The following is a 17,124-nucleotide window of genomic DNA, read 5'->3' as shown; positions in this document are numbered from 1 at the left end:
CCGTAATCTGTCGGTTCTATTCTGATAAATTCTTATATTGTAAAAGGAAGTGTGCTGCTTGAAAGTTACCGGTGATCAGGCGCTGGTCAAAAAAATAAACAAATCGATTATTTTACATACCATCCGTATGCATTCCCCCATCTCGCGGGCCAAGGTATCCGAGGTGACAGGCCTGAATAAAGCTACCGTCTCCAATCTGGTAGCCGAGCTATGCGGGCAGTCGCTGGTTACTGAGGCCGGACCCGGAGAATCCAGCGGCGGGCGTAAGCCGCTGATGCTGCATTTTAACGAAATGGCGGGTAGTGTGATCGGGATCGAGCTGCGCGTGAAACAGCTTAAGGCCGTACTCTGCAACCTGGGGGGCGGCATTCTTCATGAACGGGACAGTGTGCTGGAGAATCACGACTTCCCTTATGTGCTCGGGCAGATGCAGCAGATGATCTCGGAGCTGATCGCTACGGCTCCGCCTTCTCCTTACGGACTCGTCGGCATCGGTGTCGGTGTCCCGGGAATGGTCGATGAGCAAGGCGTTGTCCTGTTCGCTCCCAACCTGGGCTGGGAGATGGTAGACCTGCGTTCGATTCTGGAAAGCGCCTTCGCGGTGCCGGTCACCATTGATAATGAGGCCAATGCAGGCGCCCAGGGTGAGCTGAACTTCGGGGCGGCGCGTGATGTGCGCCACCTGCTGTATATCAGCGCCGGCTCGGGGATCGGGTCGGGGATTATTATCGGCGGAGAATTGTATAAGGGTGCGCGCGGCTATGCGGGTGAGACTGGACATATGACGATTGAAGCGGAAGGCAAGCCTTGCAGCTGCGGCAGCCGGGGCTGCTGGGAGCTGTACGCCTCCGAGAAAACCTATGATAACCCCGGCCTCTCCCTCCCGGCCCGCACAACGACCGGACTGGTCAAGTATGCGCTTGAGGGGCAGCCCGATACGCTAAGCCATTTCAACTCCATCGGCGAGTATCTGGGGATCGGAGTGACCAATCTGATCAACAGCTTCAACCCTGAGCTGATCGTGATCGGCGGCGCTCTATCGGAGGCGGAGCCATGGCTCGGCGAGCCGCTGCGCCGGGTCGTAGCTGAGCGTACCCTCCCCTACCACAAGCAGCAGCTTGAAATCACCTTCTCCAGGCTGGGAAGCCGGGGAACCATGATTGGAGCGGGTTTTTCAGCGGTGATGCATTTTCTGGGCAACATCCGCGTCACTCTATAGACTCTTAAACTCTTATATTTCTTAAAATCGCCGCATTTTTTTCTGCATTTCCTGCTCTAAAAGGAGTGGCTATCCTATATAATAAGGATACTTGTGTGACATTTGTCACCACACCCTTTTTTCTGAAATGGAGAGAGAATCCATGACTTATGTTGATACGTCTGATATTTCGGCGAAGATGTTCATCGCGGTGCTGCTGCTGCTGCTCATCATTGCTCCGCTCGTCAGCCTCGGTGTCCTGCGTCTGTTCCAGTCGCGGAAGAAATCGGGATTCCTCCTTATCGCCAGCGGCATTGCCGTCTATGCTGTCTTTCAGATGTTCATGTCTCTTACCTGAGGCCTGCAGGCAGACAGGAATGACGCAAGCAAGTGGAGAAGCAGCATTTAAGATTGTTCATATTCGCTGAAGCAGGCCAACGGGCAGATTTAAATGTTGTTTTTCCTTCGTACGCACGCAAAAAGCCGCCTCCCTCCGGGAAGCGGCTCTATTTATTTCAGGACTGCCGGCTATTATTCTGTTGCAGCCAAAGCCTTGTCGAACTTGGTCTTGTTCATACCGACGATCTTCATATCCCCGATCACCGTAATCGGCACAGCTCTCATGCCCATATCCCACACCTGCTGGGCGTACTCTTCATTCTGCTCGATGTTGCGTTCTTCGTACGCTACTCCTTTATCGCTCAGGAAGCTTTTCACCTGACGGCAATGCGGGCAATTCGTCGATGTGTACACAATTACATTCTCCATAGTATGATTTCCTCCTCGTATCTAAGTATTAGACTCTGAGCTCTATTGTAGCACCGGAATCCCTGCTTCTCCAAATGCAGGACTTACATAATTACTGCGCTGTGCTCCAGACTCTCGATATATTTCTCGGCATCCATAGCCGCCATACAGCCGCTGCCTGCCGCCGTAATGGCCTGTCTGTAACGGGTATCCTGCACGTCGCCGCAGGCGAATACGCCGGGAATGTTCGTCTCGGAGGTTCCGGGATTCGATACGATATAACCGTTCGCATCTGTAGTGATCTGTCCGCCCAGGAATGACGTATTCGGATGATGGCCAACCGCCACGAATACCCCGCTGGCTTCAATGAACTCTTCCTCGCCAGTCTCGTTGTTGATCACCTTCAGACCGGTTACCCCCTTGTCTCCGGCAATCACTTCAACAGGGGTACGGTTCAATCCCCAGGTCACTTTGGCGTTATCGCGGACACGGTCCTGCATAATCTTCGAGGCCCGCAGCTCTTCACGGCGGTGCACCAGGGTTACCTTGGAAGCAAAACGCGTCAGGAAGCCCGCTTCTTCAAGCGCGGAATCGCCGCCGCCGACCACCACGATCTCTTTGCCGCGGAAGAAAAATCCGTCACAGGTAGCACAAGTGCTGACCCCGCGTCCGATGTTATCCTGCTCCCCGGGAATGCCGAGATACTTAGCTGTGGCACCCGTTGAGATAATCAGCGTATCCGTAATCAGTGTGCCCATACCCTCCACGTTCAGCTTGAACGGACGGTCGCCCAGCTCCACGCTGTTCACCCAGCCGGTCACGAACTGTGCGCCGAAACGCTCAGCCTGCTTGCGCATATTATCCATCAGATCGGGACCCAGAATGCCTTCCGGGAATCCCGGGAAGTTCTCGATCTCCGTTGTAGTCGTAAGCTGTCCGCCTGGCTGCGGACCTTCGATCACGAGCGGGTTCAGGTTCGCCCGGGCCAAATATATAGCAGCTGTCAATCCGGCCGGTCCAGTACCGACAATAATTGATTTGTACATGATGATATCCCCCTTGAGATGGACGGAAAAGACGCCATTCCTTATTTAAAATAATTATAATCTAGTATTTATTATGATCACCTCAAGGGGAGTTGTCAATATGCCAGACCCGTTGTAAACGCTCCTTTTTGTGAACAATTCAATTTTAAGCAATCTAAAGTGTTAACGCAAAAGACGCAGGCCGTTAAGGATGACGAGAATCGTACTTCCCTCATGCCCGACCACCCCGAACGGCAGCGCAATCCCCTGCACAAAGTTGCTGATCATCAAGGCGGCAATGACCGTTACGGCAAAAATCATATTCTGCTTCACAATCCGCTGCGTCCGGCGCGCCAGGGCAATCGTCCCGGCAATCTCCTCAATGTTGTCATTCATCAGCACCACATCGGCAATCTCCAGAGCAGCCCCGCTGCCCTTCATCCCCATGCCCATGCCAACTGTTGCGGTTGCGAGCGCAGGCGCATCATTCACCCCGTCGCCTACCATGATGACATGACCGTATTGCTCCCGCAGCGCCTTGATGTGTGATACCTTATCTTCCGGCAAAAGCCCGGCGAACACGAGATCGACGCCGCTCTCACCCGCAATGACCCGGGCTGTAGCCTCGCGGTCACCGGTCAGCATCGCTACCTTGATCCCCAGATCATGCAGCTTGCGCACGGCCGCTGCCGCCTGGGGGCGCACCGTGTCCTGCAGAGCAATCATTCCGGCGATGGTCTCTCCGGCAAGGATCAGCGATACCGTTTTGCCTTCCTGTTCGAGCTTGCTGCGCAGAGTCTTCCAGTCTTCCGTATCCGCCCCGGCAGCCTCCCCTTCCGCTTCATCCAGCAGATTCGACTTGCCGATCCTCCACAGCTGGCCGTCTATGACGCCTTCAATTCCCCAGCCGGTGACCGACTGGCTCTCTTCAATATCCCGCAGTCCGATCTGTTCCGCTTCCGCCAGCGCGACAATGGCCTCTGCCAGCGGATGCCCCGACAGCTTCTCAATGGAGGCGCTCACGGCCAGCAGCTCTTCCCGCACATAGCCTTCTCCGGCGATGAAGTCCGTGACCTGCGGGATGCCTTCCGTCAGGGTACCGGTTTTGTCAAAAGCAACGACCGAGGTCCGCGCCATATTCTCCAGATGAACCCCGCCTTTGAACAGGATGCCTTTGCGGGCGCTCTTGGAGATGGCTGACAGCATAGCGGGCATGATTGAGGATACCAGCGCACACGGGGAAGCCACGACCAGGAACACCATGGCCTTGTAGAACGTATTGCTCCAGCTCCAGTCCAGCACAAACGGCGGCAAGGTGATCAGCAGGACTGTCGCAGCCACGACAATGCGGGCATACACGGATTCGAGCCGTTTGATAAAACGCTGCGAATCCGGCACTTCGTTCTCTGCCTCTTCCACCATGCGGATGATTTTGGCGAACAGCGTATTCTCGGCAGTCTTCGTCACTTCTATATAAAGAGGGCCTTCTCCATTAACAGTACCGGCGAATACTTCACTGCCGGCAGTTTTGTCTACGGGAAGCGATTCTCCCGTGATGGAGGCCTGATTCACAGACGACTCCCCCCGGCATACCTTGCCGTCAGCAGGAACCAGCTCACCCGGACGGATCAGCAGCAGATCTCCCAGCATGAGCTGATCAATAGCTACCTCACTCATCGCGCCCTGCTCAATACGGACCGCTGTGGCAGGCTTGAGGGCCAGCAAGGCGGAGATGTCCTTCTTGCTGCGCTCCATGGTGTAGCTCTCCAGCGCCCCGCTCAGGGCAAAGATGAAGATCAGCATTGCCCCTTCATTCCAGTACCCGATTGAGGCGGCACCCAGCGCAGCGGCAATCATCAGCAGATTGACATCCAGGTCACGTTCCTTGACCAGCGTCTCCACGCCTTCCTTCGCCTTCATCCAGCCGCCCAGGGTGTAAGAGATCACATAGAGAATTACGGATAAGACCTCCGACCAGCCGCTGACGGCCCAGGCTATGAGCATAATCAGCCCGCTCCCCAGAGCAGCCTGCATTTCGGAGTTGCTGAGCATCGCCAGCGGATCGAAGCGGCGCGGTCCCGGAGTGCGGGGCTGCTGCGCCCCTCCTTGACGCGCTATGGATTTGGGCATTGATTTCGAGGTTGCTTGCATGAACAATCACCTTCCTAAATGGTTTTGGTTAAGCGCACACTTGAGAATGAGAGCCATTATTAACACCCTTAAAATGACACATGCTGCCCCGGCATCGCCGGGACAGCATGTTGAATGGGTATGGTAGTTGAGGATAATGACTGAGAGATAAATGAGAATGATAATCATTGTTGCAATAGAGCAACTATATTTCCTTCGTGCAACTTATAACTATACTATACCATGCAAAGCGTAAAAGTAAACCGGGGGCAAGCCTGAATTTGGTTGGAAACAGAAAAAAAACAATTGCACGGAGATTGCAGGTATTTGTGAACGGAGACCGTTAAATCCAGAAGGTTCAGAAAAGCGAATGAAACTAAAAACCGGCGCATACTCTAAATTTAATAACTGTACAAATTTGTCAAGCGGAGGAAATCGTATGAATCAGGCTTTTGATTATAAAAGGTATTGGGAGCAGGCGTATCAATCCGGAGAGACATCGGGAAGAGGCTCATATGGCATACTGGCTGAATTCAAGGCAGAGGTGGTCAACGGACTGATTCAACGCGAGAACATTGCCCGCGTGATTGAGTTTGGTTGCGGGGACGGCAATCAGTTGCAGTATATGAACTATAACGAGTATCTGGGAGTAGATGTATCGGTCACCTCGGTGGGGCTCTGCGCCTCCAGGTTTGCCGATGATTCCTCCAAAAGTTTCATGCTGTATACACCAGGCCTGTGGATTAACCGCGGATTCCTGCAGGCCGATCTAACCGTATGTCTTGATGTGCTGTACCATATTACGGATGAAACCGATTTTCGCAATACGCTCCGTGACATCCTGCACTCTTCGACAGAGTGGGTTGCCCTATATACCCGGCTGGAAGAAACCGAAAATTCGGGTGTCAGTACGATCCAGGACCGCAATCTGTTTCATTATTTGCTTGAATATCCCGAGTTCAACGTGCATGAGATTATTCCGCAGCGGTATCCTGATCAATCCTCGGCTGACTTTGTCATTCTGAGACGCACTCCTTCCAGCAGAGCATAAACAAATATGAGCCTGGAGGGAGATTGTTCATTTCAGCGTGGAGGCAGGTGCTGCAGCACTTCCTGAGAATCCAGAGAGAATCACACGATTCCTGAACATCCAACAAGTCCCGCCACAGCTCTGCTCCTTGCAGCTGGCGGGACTTTTGGTGTGAATGATGCATTTACATAACTTGAGTTAAAGGACAACCTCCACCTTCACCGAACCTCTGCCCGGATATGGGGGGATAACCGTTCCTTCCAGCAGTTCGCCGTCCACCCGGATCTCCCGGACGCCTGAACAGACACGGCTGTTGTTCTTCACGGTAATTTCATACTCACAGCCACGGAAGCGCCGGGTGACCGAGAAGCCCTCCCAGGAAGACGGGATGCACGGGTTAATGGACAGTCCGGCCAGCACCGGCTTGATGCCCATAATGTATTGCGTAGCAGCTACATACATCCACGCGGCCGTACCGGTCAACCAGGATACATTCGCCAGACCGAACCGGTCGGACTCCGGCCCGAACAGGTTCGAGGCATAGACATACGGCTCCGCTTTGTAGCGCCGGATTCCGGCCTGCTCCATGGCGATGTTCGGGATGAGCTGGCGGTAATATTTGTACGCCTGGTCCCCTCTGCCCAGCATACATTCCGCAATGATCGCCCAGGTATTGGCGTGGCAGAAGACGGCTCCGTTCTCCCCGGTTCCTTTGTTATAGTTGGTTAACGGATCGGCGGGATCGGGGAAGTTCGTGATGGACGGATGCAGCTTTCGGATGCCCAGCTCTGTATCGAGAATGTCGCGCACACTGTCCATCGCCTTCAGCCCCTTGTCAGGCTCAGCCATCCCGGACAGGGTCGCCCAGGTCTGGGCATTAAGCCAGATCTGGGCCTCCTCATGCTCAGCGGTACCCAGATACCGCCCGTCATCCATCACCGCCCGCCGGAACCATTGCCCGTCCCAGCCCAGCGTGTTCACGAGCGACTTCTGCTCCCCGTAGAGCCGGTCATAGTCCGCCGCATGCTCCGGGTAACCGGAGGCCGCCGCCAGATCCTTCATCCGCAGCAGCACCGTCCCGAACTGCATCGCTGTCCAGATGCTCTCCCCTCTGCCCTCACGGCATACCCGGAAGAGCTGATCATTCCAGTCCGAGCGCAGCATCAGCGGGAACCCGTTCGGCCCCAGATTGGAGACGGTGAAGTCCACCGCCCGCTTCAAATGATCATAGAGCGGCGCCTCACCGCCGTCATAGAACGGAATATTTTCCTGGAGGAATTCCGCGTCTCCGGTCTCGGCAAGAATGTCCCATACGGCCAGCGCCGTCCACAGGTGATCATCCGAATGGATGCTGGTGACCGGGTCCCAGCCCTCATTCGGGAAAAAGTAATGATTCACATGCCCGTCCTGATACTGCTGCCCCAGGAGCAGGCGGACTTTATCCTTGGCTGCTTCGGGATCGTACGGTACGACTGCCAGAATATCCTGAGCGGTATCCCGGTAGCCTACGCCCCGGAAGGTGCCGGTGGCATAATACGAAATATTGCGCGAGAAAAGGAAATTCCGCTGCGACTGGTACGGATTCCAGGTGTTGAGCATACGCTGCGCATCCTGATCCGGCAGCTCACAGCTCCAGGCCCCGAGGTAATGCTCCCAGTTCTCCTGAAGCGCCGCATAGGAACGGGTGACGAAATCCGCCTCCCGCGATTGATCGATGGCCCGTTCAATCTCGGCTTCGTTCATGGCTGTCCCGAGAAAAAAGTTCACGGTGCGGGTCTCGCCGGGCGCAAGTCTTACCCGGACCTGAAGTGCGCCGCAGGGGTCGCCTCCCAGAATCGTTGATCCAGTGCAGCCCCCCTGCTCAATCGCGGCCGGATTGGATTCACTGCGGTAGCTGCCGATGAATTCTTCACGGTCTCCGTCATACCCGGCAAGCGGTGCATCGGACATCATATAGACGAGTGGTGTTTCGTCCGGCTTGGGCTGATTTTCCACCCCGTATTTGTAGATCAGCGCTTCCTTGTCATGGTACTGCACCGACACCTGATGCTTGTTATAGCATTGCCATTGCAGCTCGCGCATGAACTCCATCATCCCAAATTCGGCGTAGGCATACACGTTCAGCTCTTTGACCTCGCTGCTATTGTTCGTCAGCGTCAGATTCCAGATCAGGGAATTCTCATAGGGCCCGACAAAATAAACCGTCTTCGCCGCCAGCTCATCCGCCTGCGCTTCAAAGCGGGTATAGCCCATGCCATGGCTGCTCCGCCACTCCTGCGCCTTCCGGAAGGCCGGCTCATACGTGGGACACCAGTAGCTGCCTGTTCCGGCATCCTGCAAGTAAATATACGGGCCGGAGCGGTCGGTGGGCAGATGGAAGAAACGGTAGCGGGTAATCCGCCAGATCTGCGGAGACTTATAGAATGATAGTCCGCCGCCCGCATGGGACAGCATGGTATGGAAGGTGCCGTTGGATAAATAGTTCAGCCAGGGGGTCGGCATATCATGCCGCTTAAACTCCACCTCCCTCGCCTCATCGTTGAAGGCAAAATACTGGTCCAGCTCATTTGTACGCGCAAGTAGACTGACCCCATAAGGCGGTTCTACAGCCTTGTTACTCTGTGCGCGGCCGGAAGGGCCTGCGGGTGGCGTGGATGATGCGGAAGGTGCGGATGATGCGGAAGGTGCGGATGATGCAGATGCTGCGGATGGTACCGGTCCATTGGTGTTCATATCGGTCTGCTCCTCTCCATTGATCTTGCTCATTTGGGCTCCACCTCGTCCATTGTCAGGCGGAACTCCAGATCATTCATATACGTGCCGTCTGTATTCAGGAAAACCATGCCGAAGGCGATATCCTCCTGCGCTCCCCGGACGATGGCGATCAGGCGGTTGATCCCGCTGGCCAGCGTAATCTCTTGTTCAGGCTCCGGCACCAGCCTGCCATTCATATAGATGTCAAAAGCGCAGGCCGAGTTCACCCGGAGTCTGCCGGTTCTCGTTCCGCCCGGCTTCCCGCTGCCTGCGGCTGCTTCGGTTGCATCCGCCGTCTCCGGCAGATGCACGAAGCAGCTCAGGAACAGGGGCCGGCCCTCCGGTGCGGGGATGAGGAAGGTTCCGTCTGCGCGCCGTTCTTTTTTCTTCATCCAGCCATATAGGCCTTCCCCCAGATTGTTCAGAGAGAATTCGGGGTCGGTATAGTAGTCCTTCATCGCCTCGTAGTCGGTATGCGGCGGACAGAACAGTGTCATTACGGCCTCCACCGCCCACTGCGCATCTCCCTTGTCATGAAGCAGCAGCTCATCGGCAAAAGCGGCTCCGAGATTGCCGAGCAGGCGCGTGTAGAGCCTGAGACTCTTGTCGCTATCCGGGTCGGCGAGCAGCTGCGAGCAGAGGATCTCTCCCGCTCCGGCCGCCTGCCGGATCACAAAAGCTCCCGGGGCAGCCGCCTTCCTGCGGTTCAGCTCGACCAGAGCCAGCCTGCTGTATTCCGACGTATGCTGTCCGGCGAAATAGTCCTTCCAGGCTGTGCCTTCGACGCTGGTGCACAGCACCTCAGCGCCCGGCACCTCCAGCCTGTAAGCGGCCAGCTCCCGGTTGACGACATCCCGGGGCGAGAGATGCACCTTATCGAAGCCGAACAGGTCGACCGGGCTGATGCCCTGCACGGCGGCGTGCGCATAGTCCGCCGCCAGATGATACGTCCCGTGCGGCGCAATGCGCACGGGAGCGTCCAGCAGGCGGGCGAGTGCCTCCTGCCCGCCGGGCTCGGCCGGCAGCACCAGCACGCTGCCGCCGGCCAGGGCCGCCTGGCGCACGGCTTCCGCCGCGCCCGGCGTGCCCAGCAGTGCGGCCTCCACGACGAGGAGGCCGGGGGTCAGGCCGGACAAGCCTGCGGCGCTGTCCAGGCTCTGGCCCTTCAGGCGGAGCTTGCCGAGCAAGGCTGCCGCCGGACTGTCGCTGCGGACCCAGACCGCAGCGGATTTTGCCGCGGCTGGCGCAGGCGCGGATACGGTAGCCGGCGCGGCGTGCCGGGCTGCGGCGCTAGCCTTGACGGCGGCGGCAGCGATAGCCCCGGCGGCGGTAGCCGGTGCGGTAGCCGCCGCAGTAGCCGCCGCAGCGGCGGAGGGCCCGGATATGGCGGCAGATGCCGGGGCTGCCGCGCGGCCCGCATACTGCAGCAGGCTGCGCAGCAGCAGCTGCGCCTGGGGAACCCGCTGGAGATGGTCCATGATCTCCAGCTGATTCGCCAGGAGCATGCCCGCACCGCTGCGGTATTCCAGCAGCGGCGACCACAGATCGCCGCCGTCTCCGAAGTCCCCTGCGCTGCATTCCAGCAGCAGGGTGAAGTCGCCGGTCACCGGCTTCTCGAACGCCGCCCGGATGATCGGCAGCGGCCCGTCCTCGCGCAGCTCCTCATGCCAGTACATCAGGTCCTCCGCGCCTAATCCCCGGAGCACCGGATGCCCGTAATCCCCGCTATGTGCGCGGATGAATTCCCGGCGGGTGAGCGGCAGCCTGCCGGGAGAGAGATGAAGCTGCTCCAGCAGCAGCAGCCGGCCCCCCCGCTGCACGAATCCTCTCAGCCTCCGGTCCAGCGACCCGTCCTGATCCTCCACCTTGCTGCCGACAATCAGCAGGGTTCCGGCCGCAAGCTTATCTACAGCTTCCGGTTCTGCCCGGACCAGAGCGGGCACCAGCGCGTGAATCGCCTGGAAGTCCCGGTCAGAGCCGATGTAAGCTGCTGACAGGGCGATCTCTACCGGCTCTGTCCGGCAGCTCCCGGACAGCAGGCGGTAGCTTACCTCAAGCTCATGCATCAGCTCGCCGCCATGGAACAGGCGGGCGGACAGAGTGGCTTCTCCTTCACCTACCGGTGCGCCTACTCCTGCTCCCTCTCCTGCTCCAGCTCCTTCGCCATGGACTGCCTCCGGCATCCACTCCAGCCGGATGCTCTGGCGTGCAGCAGGCTCATGCCGGAAGCGGAAGGTCTCGCTGTGCACCCTGCGCCCGCCCTGCATGACTTCACATTCAATCAGTACTTCCTGCGCTGACAACGTATCGTTATAGACATCGAAGCTGCGGGAGACCCGCGCATCATCGAAGAAGCAGCGGTTGTATTCCGCAGCAATCAGCGTGACCGGCTTGAAGGCCGCGGCCATAATGGCAAAAGCAGGATTAGGCCTGTAGACCGGATACTCCTCCGGCAGCAGCCCGTTGTTCAGCGAAAGCGAGTAGGCCGGAATCACAGCAGGCTTGGGGCCGGGTGTGGTCAGGTCGGCCTGCGGCAGCTTCAGCTCCTGCTCCGGCATCGCCCGCATGAAGTAATGGACAAAGTTAAAGGTAGAGATGCCTGAGACGCCCTGCCGCCGTGCATATTCCACGAACAGCCGCTCCTTGTGGGCCAGCCCGGCAGCACTGGCATCCGAATCCTTATATACCTCCATTCCCGAGTACATGCTGCTGTTCTGCGGACAGATGTACCACCACCCGCCATGCTCGCCGAAGGTGAGCGGAACCTTCCGGTCCCACTGCGCGATCGTGCCGTCAATATTGTAGTGACGGCTCTCCACCTCGGTCTGCCGCCTGGAGACCAGGCGATTGTCCCCTTCCACCATGACCGGGCGGGTGGCATCCAGCGCCTTCATCAGCCCGATCAGGCCGGGGATATGCTGCTTGTAATGATCCCGTCCGTCCACCCAGCGCATCTCGTTCTGCACGCTCCACAGAATGACCGAGGGGTGATTCTTGTCCCGCTGCACCAGCCGCTGCACATGCTCACGGCAATTGTCTATAAAGTCGGGATGGGCGGCATCCATGCTTTTGCTGGAACCGTAGATGGCCGTCTCATCGACAATCAGCATCCCCTCCTCATCGGCAATCCGCAGATAATCGGAGGGATACGGCTGCGCATGCAGCCGGATGCTATTAATGCCCGCCTGCCGGCACATCCGGTACCAACCCCGGATATAGTCCTCTGTCTGCTGGGCCGCCCCCTGAAAATGCCAGGAGTCCCCCCGCAGATTAACGGGAATCCCGTTCAGCATAAACTGCGGCCCCTCGCACCAAAACTCCCGGAAGCCAAAGGTCTCGCTCCGGCGGTCCAGAACCACATCGCCCGATTGAAGCACAAGCTCCAGCTCATACAGGACAGGAGAATCCGGGCTCCACAGCATAGCCTCCTGCCAGGGCAGGCTGAATGCCGCTCCGCCCCACACCCGGCTGCCGGTATTGCTGCATAACTGCCGCCCGGCAGCATCCTCCGCAGGGCGGGGCGCTACTGCTGCTTCCGCTTCAAGGACGGGCAGCGAACGAGCGGCCGCCAGCGGCTGCGGCCGATTCGGCGGCTCTGCCAGCGCGGACAGAACGCCGGACTTCCGCTCCCTGACATGCAGGAGCACCCGCAGACCTTCCGGTAAGGGACCCTCTTCTGTGCCGCTTATCAGGGCATCCACTTCCAGCCTTCCCTGCCGGACAGAGGTGCGGATCGTAAGATCCTCCAGCGATACTGGCGGATAGGCCTCCAGGAAGACATCCTGCCAGATGCCCCGGGCGATTCTGCCGAACCAGGAGCCGGAGAGTCCGGTGATTTTGGTCTCCCCGGAGGGAAGCACCGCCGTGTCGAAGCTGCCGCAGACCACATGCAGATGCTGCTCCCGGCCGGGCTTCACCAGCGCGGTGATATCCAGCCGCAAGGGCAGGAAGCCGTCCTCCCAGAGTGCAATCCGCTCGCGGTCCAGATAGATTGCCGCTTTTTGCATAATGCCCTCGAACCGAAGTACAACCCGCTGCTCCAGCATCGTCTCCGGCACCTGAAAGCTGCGGTGAAGCACCCCGGCTTCGGCTGCATTCCATTCCTCCGGGTAGCTGTATACATCAAAGGGCTGGAAATTATGGTCGGCGACTTCGCCGAATTTGCTGCCCGAAGGCGCAGTATAGCTGTAGCGCCAGCTCGATGGAACCTGTATTTTGCGGGCCTCGTATTGCAATCTCTCCGGAAGGGCACGAGTGCGCGGCTGGTCATAGAGCGGCATGAAATCCCACTCGCCATTGAGACATATGGATGTACGTAACATATTCATTCTCCTTTTCCTGTATGGGGGCGTGGGATGGCTAGGACGAGCACAAGCTTTTTCCAAATGGCCTGGTCCGGCTGCATCCCACTCCATTTCCTGAAATGCGGGTCCATCACCTCACCCCAGTTCTCCGGCCGGAGATTCGTGGCAAGCTTCCCGGCGTACGGGGCAGGCTCCACCGTTGCAGGCAGCTCGGAATAAAAGAACAGCAGGTTCTCATGCAGCCCGATAATCCCATATTTGTCGCCGTCCCCCGGACGCTCCTCCTGATACTGATAATGGTGATACACATAGCTTGCGACCTGCTCCGGCTTCAGTGCCGCCACTCTTCCGTAGGGGGTTCCCGCCGCATGACTGCGCTTCCAATGCTCTGCGGAGACCGGCTGCTGATAATGGAAAATGTCCATCATAGGCACCCACAACCGGGGCTTCTCCCCTCCCGGCCACTCCTTGAGCATCTCTGCCGCACCCTGAAATAACTGCTCCGGCCCTACCTCCCGGCTAGTGCACTCATAGTACAGAAACAGCTCCTGACCATCCTGAAAAATACTCAGCCGTTCAAGGTCCAGCCTGTCCATGCGTTCATTCAGTAACTGGGTCTGTGCATCCCAGAACGCAGATGGATTAGCATCCTCCCTGCACTCGGCTCTATATAAACAACGCTGCATCGTGTCCCTCCAACCTTATGTCATCTACCCTTCTAGAGTAACGTATCCGGCGGGCCGCTTCCTTGACGATCATGCCCTTCTTTAGCATAATAACGACATGCGAAAATGGAGCTATAAACTCCATGTGATGCGGCAGCGGAATCCGGCTTACTCTCAGCGCAATGCAGATGGCCCGGCGATGGTTGAGGAATGAAGGAGGGGCTAGTTACGGGAGATAGTTACGGGAGAAAAATGAGATGCTGATCGAGGCTTGCCAACGGTGGCGTTGGGGGCACATATACACTTCGCTCGTGCGCCAATGGAGGATTTACGGGGATGTGGTGTATTTGTACCCTTCATTCGCGCACCAACGGCGGATTTCCGGAAATGTAGTGTATTTATACCCTTCATCCGCGCTCCAACGGCGGATTTACGGAAATGTAGTGTATTTATACCCTTCATTCGTGGATCAACGACGAATTTCCGGAAATGTAGTGTATTTATACCCTTCATTCGTGGATCAACGACGAATTGGCGGAAATATAGTGTACTTATACCTTTCATCCGCGCTCCAATGGCGGATTTACGGAAATGTAGTGTATTTATACCCTTCATCCGCGCTCCAACGGTGGATTAGCGGAAATGTGGTGTATTTATGCACTTCATTCGCGCTCTAACGGCGGATTGGGAGATTGGGGGCTTGGGCTTGGGGTTGGGGTTCGCGGGTTTGCGGGTTCGCGGGTTCGCGGGTTTGCAGGGTTGCGGGTTGCGGGTTGCGGGTTGCGGGTTCGCGGATTGTCCCAATGTAGTGTATTTACAACAGCGCCTCCGAACATAGCACACGAATAAGACGGCCAGGTTCCCCGGCCGTCTTATTACACACCTAGTAGCTCCACCAACTATCCCTATAACCAACTATCCTTCTAGCTGTTCCATTGCGCCCGCTAACGCCATGCATCCATGATCCTACCCCTCCCCATCACTATCACTATCACCATCACGCAGAGGACTGCCCTGGGCTTTGCGGTATTCGCCCGGCGTGATGCCTTCGAGCTTCTTGAAGACGCGGATGAAGGACATGGGGTACAGATACCCCACGCGCTCCGCGATGCTCTGCACTGGTTCGGAGGTTCCGGTCAGCAGGCGCTTGGCCTCCTCCATGCGCAGGCGGGCCAGATAATCGACGAAGTTCTCGCCGATCTCCTCCTTGAAGATCCGGCTTACCGTCTTGGTGTTCATGGCGAAGCTGTCGGCAACATGGGTCAGGGAGAAGTCGGGGTCCGCGTAATTGCAGCCAATGTATTCGCGCACCTTATTGGCGAGTGTGTACTGCTCACGGTTCATCCGCAGGCTGCGCAGCGCCTCCTCCATCTCCTCCAGCGAAGAGACCAGTTCCCCGTGCAGCTCCTCAATCCATTCAAAAGACTCCGGTGAATGCGGAATGCCCCGCAGCCGTCCGTTATTCCAGATCCCCTTCATCTCCGGCGGCAGCTCCTGCATCTCCCGGGACAGCCCGGTCTCCAGCAGCCTCAGCAGCCGGACGATATCCTCCTTGGAGTAGTTGCCGCCTGCCAGCAGCTCGAAAATCCGCTCGATCAGCGGCTTCCACTCTGCGTTCCCCAGCCGGTACAGCTGGGGAACGGCACCGATGGCCTGGACCAGCACATCCATTCCTTCAGCCGGAGGCAGCGGGCTTCCGGCAGGCGCCGCATAGACGCGGCCCGGGCCAGCGGTTATTTTGCGGTCCAGCGCCCCCAGGGCCTGGCGGTACGCACCCGATAAGCCGCCGAGACCGGCGGCAGGTCCGCTGATGCCGAAGGTAGCCGTGAACTTGAGATGCTGCTTCACCCAGGAGCAGGCACTCTCGGCAATCATTAGGGCCTTCTCCGCCGCACCATCAGCGTTCTCCCCGCCCGCAGAGCGGCGGAACAACAGTCCCAGACGGCCCGGTCCGATCCACTCAGTCCACAGGGACACCCCTTCCTTCTCGGAGATCTCCTGAATCACACTGCGCAGAGTGAATTTGAACAATGCCTGATCCCGTGCCGAGTAACCTGCGGCAAAAGCCTCATAGAAATCAATCTCGGCAATGCCCACCACCGCACCTGCGAATTCACCGTCCATCCCGATCCGTTCCGCTTCCCTGACCCAGTTATCCGCCGACATCTGGCCGCTGTTCTCCAGCAGCTCCTTGAATAACTGATTCCGCCTGTGCAGAATCCCCTCGGCCTGCTGCTGCTCATAGCTGTTGGTCTGCTCGATCAGGCTCTCCAGCGCATGGCCGATGAAGGCAAATTCGTCGCCTTCCTTGCTCTGCGGCTTCCAGCCGAAGGAACGGTCCTCTCCGAACCTGTAGATCCGGCTCATGACCTGCTCAATCGGACGGTAATTCCGGTGGCTGATATAGGTCATGGCCGCAATCCCGCCAACGACAGCCGCAAAGCCCAGAATTGCCCAGATATTGGAGAAGGCCGACAGCAGCGAGAAGGCCTCCGCCCGCGCCATTCCAACCTTGATCGTCCAGCCGGTATAGGGGGACATCCGGCTAACCGCCCGATCCTGAACCTGCGGGTCAGAACAAGTATCCGCACCTGCAAAAGCACGCCCTCCGGCATCCTTCAGACAGATTTCTGTATTCGCCATGTTCATATCCTGAATCAGCGCCTGCAGAGATTCCTTGCGCACATTAATGACAATCAGCCCCTGCTCGCCGGAGAAGTAAGGCACCTGCTCCACAAGTGAAATGACCGATTTCGGCCGGTCCTCCCCGGAGAAAAGCTGCAGGTCACGGATTCCGCTCCAGGTATAGCTGGGGGCATTTCCCATCGCAGTCTCAATAAAGCTGCGGTCCCCGAAGTCCGTCAGGCGGGAGGCGAAATGCTGCATCAGCACCTTGCCGTCGGCTGCGCGGTACAGATAGACCGAATCAATCATCGGCAGCGGCGACATGAAATCGAGCAGCACCTCCGCGACCCCGTAATCCTGATAAGGGTCAAGCTTCCCCGGCCGGTCGAAATAACTGCCAACCTTCTCCTCCAGCAGCAGGCTTTTGATCGTGGTGGTCTCCAGGTTGCGCAGGGTGGTGTCCACAATCTGCAGCACATTTTCCGCGTACACGCCGTTTGCCTGAGCCGTCTGTCTCTCCATCGCTTCATTTAAGGTCAGGAAGAACAGAATAATGAGGCAAAATACTACGGCAAACAGGATCGGCAGGTAGGAAAGAATCAGTCGGTACAGCCATTTCTTATGCATCGGTGTCATCCCCTGTAAG

At 57.6% G+C, this 17,124-nt stretch carries 10 protein-coding genes; 3 read left to right on the top strand and 7 right to left on the bottom strand.

What is annotated here, in order from left to right; all coding sequences use genetic code 11:
• The first annotated feature begins 58 nt into the window (after nucleotides 1-58).
• Nucleotides 59-1,219 carry an ROK family transcriptional regulator gene (locus MKY96_RS00855; protein ID WP_340937958.1) on the top strand — a complete coding sequence of 387 codons (1,161 nt, stop codon included), beginning with the start codon at nucleotides 59-61 and terminating at the stop codon, nucleotides 1,217-1,219.
• A 142-nt stretch (nucleotides 1,220-1,361) separates the two neighbouring features.
• Nucleotides 1,362-1,556, top strand: a complete 195-nt coding sequence (locus tag MKY96_RS00850; protein WP_036694925.1) for a hypothetical protein — start codon at nucleotides 1,362-1,364, stop codon at nucleotides 1,554-1,556.
• 173 nt (nucleotides 1,557-1,729) lie between these two features.
• Here the strand turns inward: MKY96_RS00850 and MKY96_RS00845 are convergent, their stop codons facing one another.
• From MKY96_RS00845 to MKY96_RS00835, 3 genes are all read right to left on the bottom strand, one after another.
• Entirely contained in the window at nucleotides 1,730-1,966 is a 237-nt protein-coding gene (locus MKY96_RS00845; RefSeq protein ID WP_036694922.1) for a glutaredoxin family protein, read from the bottom strand.
• A gap of 83 nt (nucleotides 1,967-2,049) precedes the next feature.
• Nucleotides 2,050-2,991, bottom strand: a complete 942-nt coding sequence (gene trxB, locus MKY96_RS00840; RefSeq protein ID WP_340937956.1) for a thioredoxin-disulfide reductase — start codon at nucleotides 2,989-2,991, stop codon at nucleotides 2,050-2,052.
• Between the two features lie 162 nt (nucleotides 2,992-3,153).
• Nucleotides 3,154-5,100, bottom strand: coding sequence for a heavy metal translocating P-type ATPase (locus MKY96_RS00835; protein WP_445671408.1), 1,947 nt, complete (start codon nucleotides 5,098-5,100; stop codon nucleotides 3,154-3,156).
• Between the two features lie 439 nt (nucleotides 5,101-5,539).
• Here MKY96_RS00835 and MKY96_RS00830 point away from each other — a divergent pair, with 439 nt between their 5' ends.
• On the top strand, nucleotides 5,540-6,151 hold the full coding sequence (locus tag MKY96_RS00830; protein ID WP_340937952.1) for a class I SAM-dependent methyltransferase: 612 nt from the start codon (nucleotides 5,540-5,542) through the stop codon (nucleotides 6,149-6,151).
• Nucleotides 6,152-6,328: 177 nt separating this feature from the next.
• On the opposite strand, the gene MKY96_RS00825 is transcribed toward MKY96_RS00830, so the two are convergent.
• The 4 genes from MKY96_RS00825 to MKY96_RS00810 all read right to left on the bottom strand — a co-directional run bounded on the left by MKY96_RS00825 (nucleotide 6,329) and on the right by MKY96_RS00810 (nucleotide 17,105).
• Nucleotides 6,329-8,896, bottom strand: coding sequence for a GH36-type glycosyl hydrolase domain-containing protein (locus MKY96_RS00825; RefSeq protein WP_340937951.1), 2,568 nt, complete (start codon nucleotides 8,894-8,896; stop codon nucleotides 6,329-6,331).
• Nucleotides 8,893-13,206, bottom strand: coding sequence for a glycoside hydrolase family 2 TIM barrel-domain containing protein (locus tag MKY96_RS00820; protein WP_340937948.1), 4,314 nt, complete (start codon nucleotides 13,204-13,206; stop codon nucleotides 8,893-8,895). The genes MKY96_RS00825 and MKY96_RS00820 overlap by 4 nt, the downstream gene beginning before the upstream one ends.
• Nucleotides 13,207-13,208: 2 nt before the next feature.
• A complete protein-coding gene (locus tag MKY96_RS00815; RefSeq protein ID WP_340937947.1) occupies nucleotides 13,209-13,874 on the bottom strand; it encodes a hypothetical protein in 666 nt (221 codons plus the stop codon).
• A 945-nt stretch (nucleotides 13,875-14,819) separates the two neighbouring features.
• Nucleotides 14,820-17,105 (bottom strand): helix-turn-helix domain-containing protein, encoded by a 2,286-nt coding sequence (locus MKY96_RS00810; RefSeq protein ID WP_340937945.1) that lies wholly within the window; start codon nucleotides 17,103-17,105, stop codon nucleotides 14,820-14,822.
• Nucleotides 17,106-17,124: the final 19 nt, after the last annotated feature.

It is taken from the genome of Paenibacillus sp. FSL R7-0302, assembly GCF_038006885.1.
In the GTDB taxonomy this organism is placed as follows: domain Bacteria; phylum Bacillota; class Bacilli; order Paenibacillales; family Paenibacillaceae; genus Paenibacillus_AQ.
Note: the sequence above shows the minus strand (reverse complement) of the source record. Positions and strands in the feature narration are given on the sequence as shown.

Coding starts and splice junctions, on each gene's coding strand:
- MKY96_RS00830 (WP_340937952.1), top strand. CDS start 5,540: ATGAATCAGGCTTTTGATTATAAAAGGTATTGGGAGCAGGCGTATCAA.
- MKY96_RS00850 (WP_036694925.1), top strand. CDS start 1,362: ATGACTTATGTTGATACGTCTGATATTTCGGCGAAGATGTTCATCGCG.
- MKY96_RS00820 (WP_340937948.1), bottom strand. CDS start 13,206: ATGTTACGTACATCCATATGTCTCAATGGCGAGTGGGATTTCATGCCG.
- MKY96_RS00825 (WP_340937951.1), bottom strand. CDS start 8,896: ATGAGCAAGATCAATGGAGAGGAGCAGACCGATATGAACACCAATGGA.
- trxB (WP_340937956.1), bottom strand. CDS start 2,991: ATGTACAAATCAATTATTGTCGGTACTGGACCGGCCGGATTGACAGCT.
- MKY96_RS00845 (WP_036694922.1), bottom strand. CDS start 1,966: ATGGAGAATGTAATTGTGTACACATCGACGAATTGCCCGCATTGCCGT.
- MKY96_RS00810 (WP_340937945.1), bottom strand. CDS start 17,105: ATGCATAAGAAATGGCTGTACCGACTGATTCTTTCCTACCTGCCGATC.
- MKY96_RS00835 (WP_445671408.1), bottom strand. CDS start 5,100: ATGCCCAAATCCATAGCGCGTCAAGGAGGGGCGCAGCAGCCCCGCACT.
- MKY96_RS00815 (WP_340937947.1), bottom strand. CDS start 13,874: ATGCAGCGTTGTTTATATAGAGCCGAGTGCAGGGAGGATGCTAATCCA.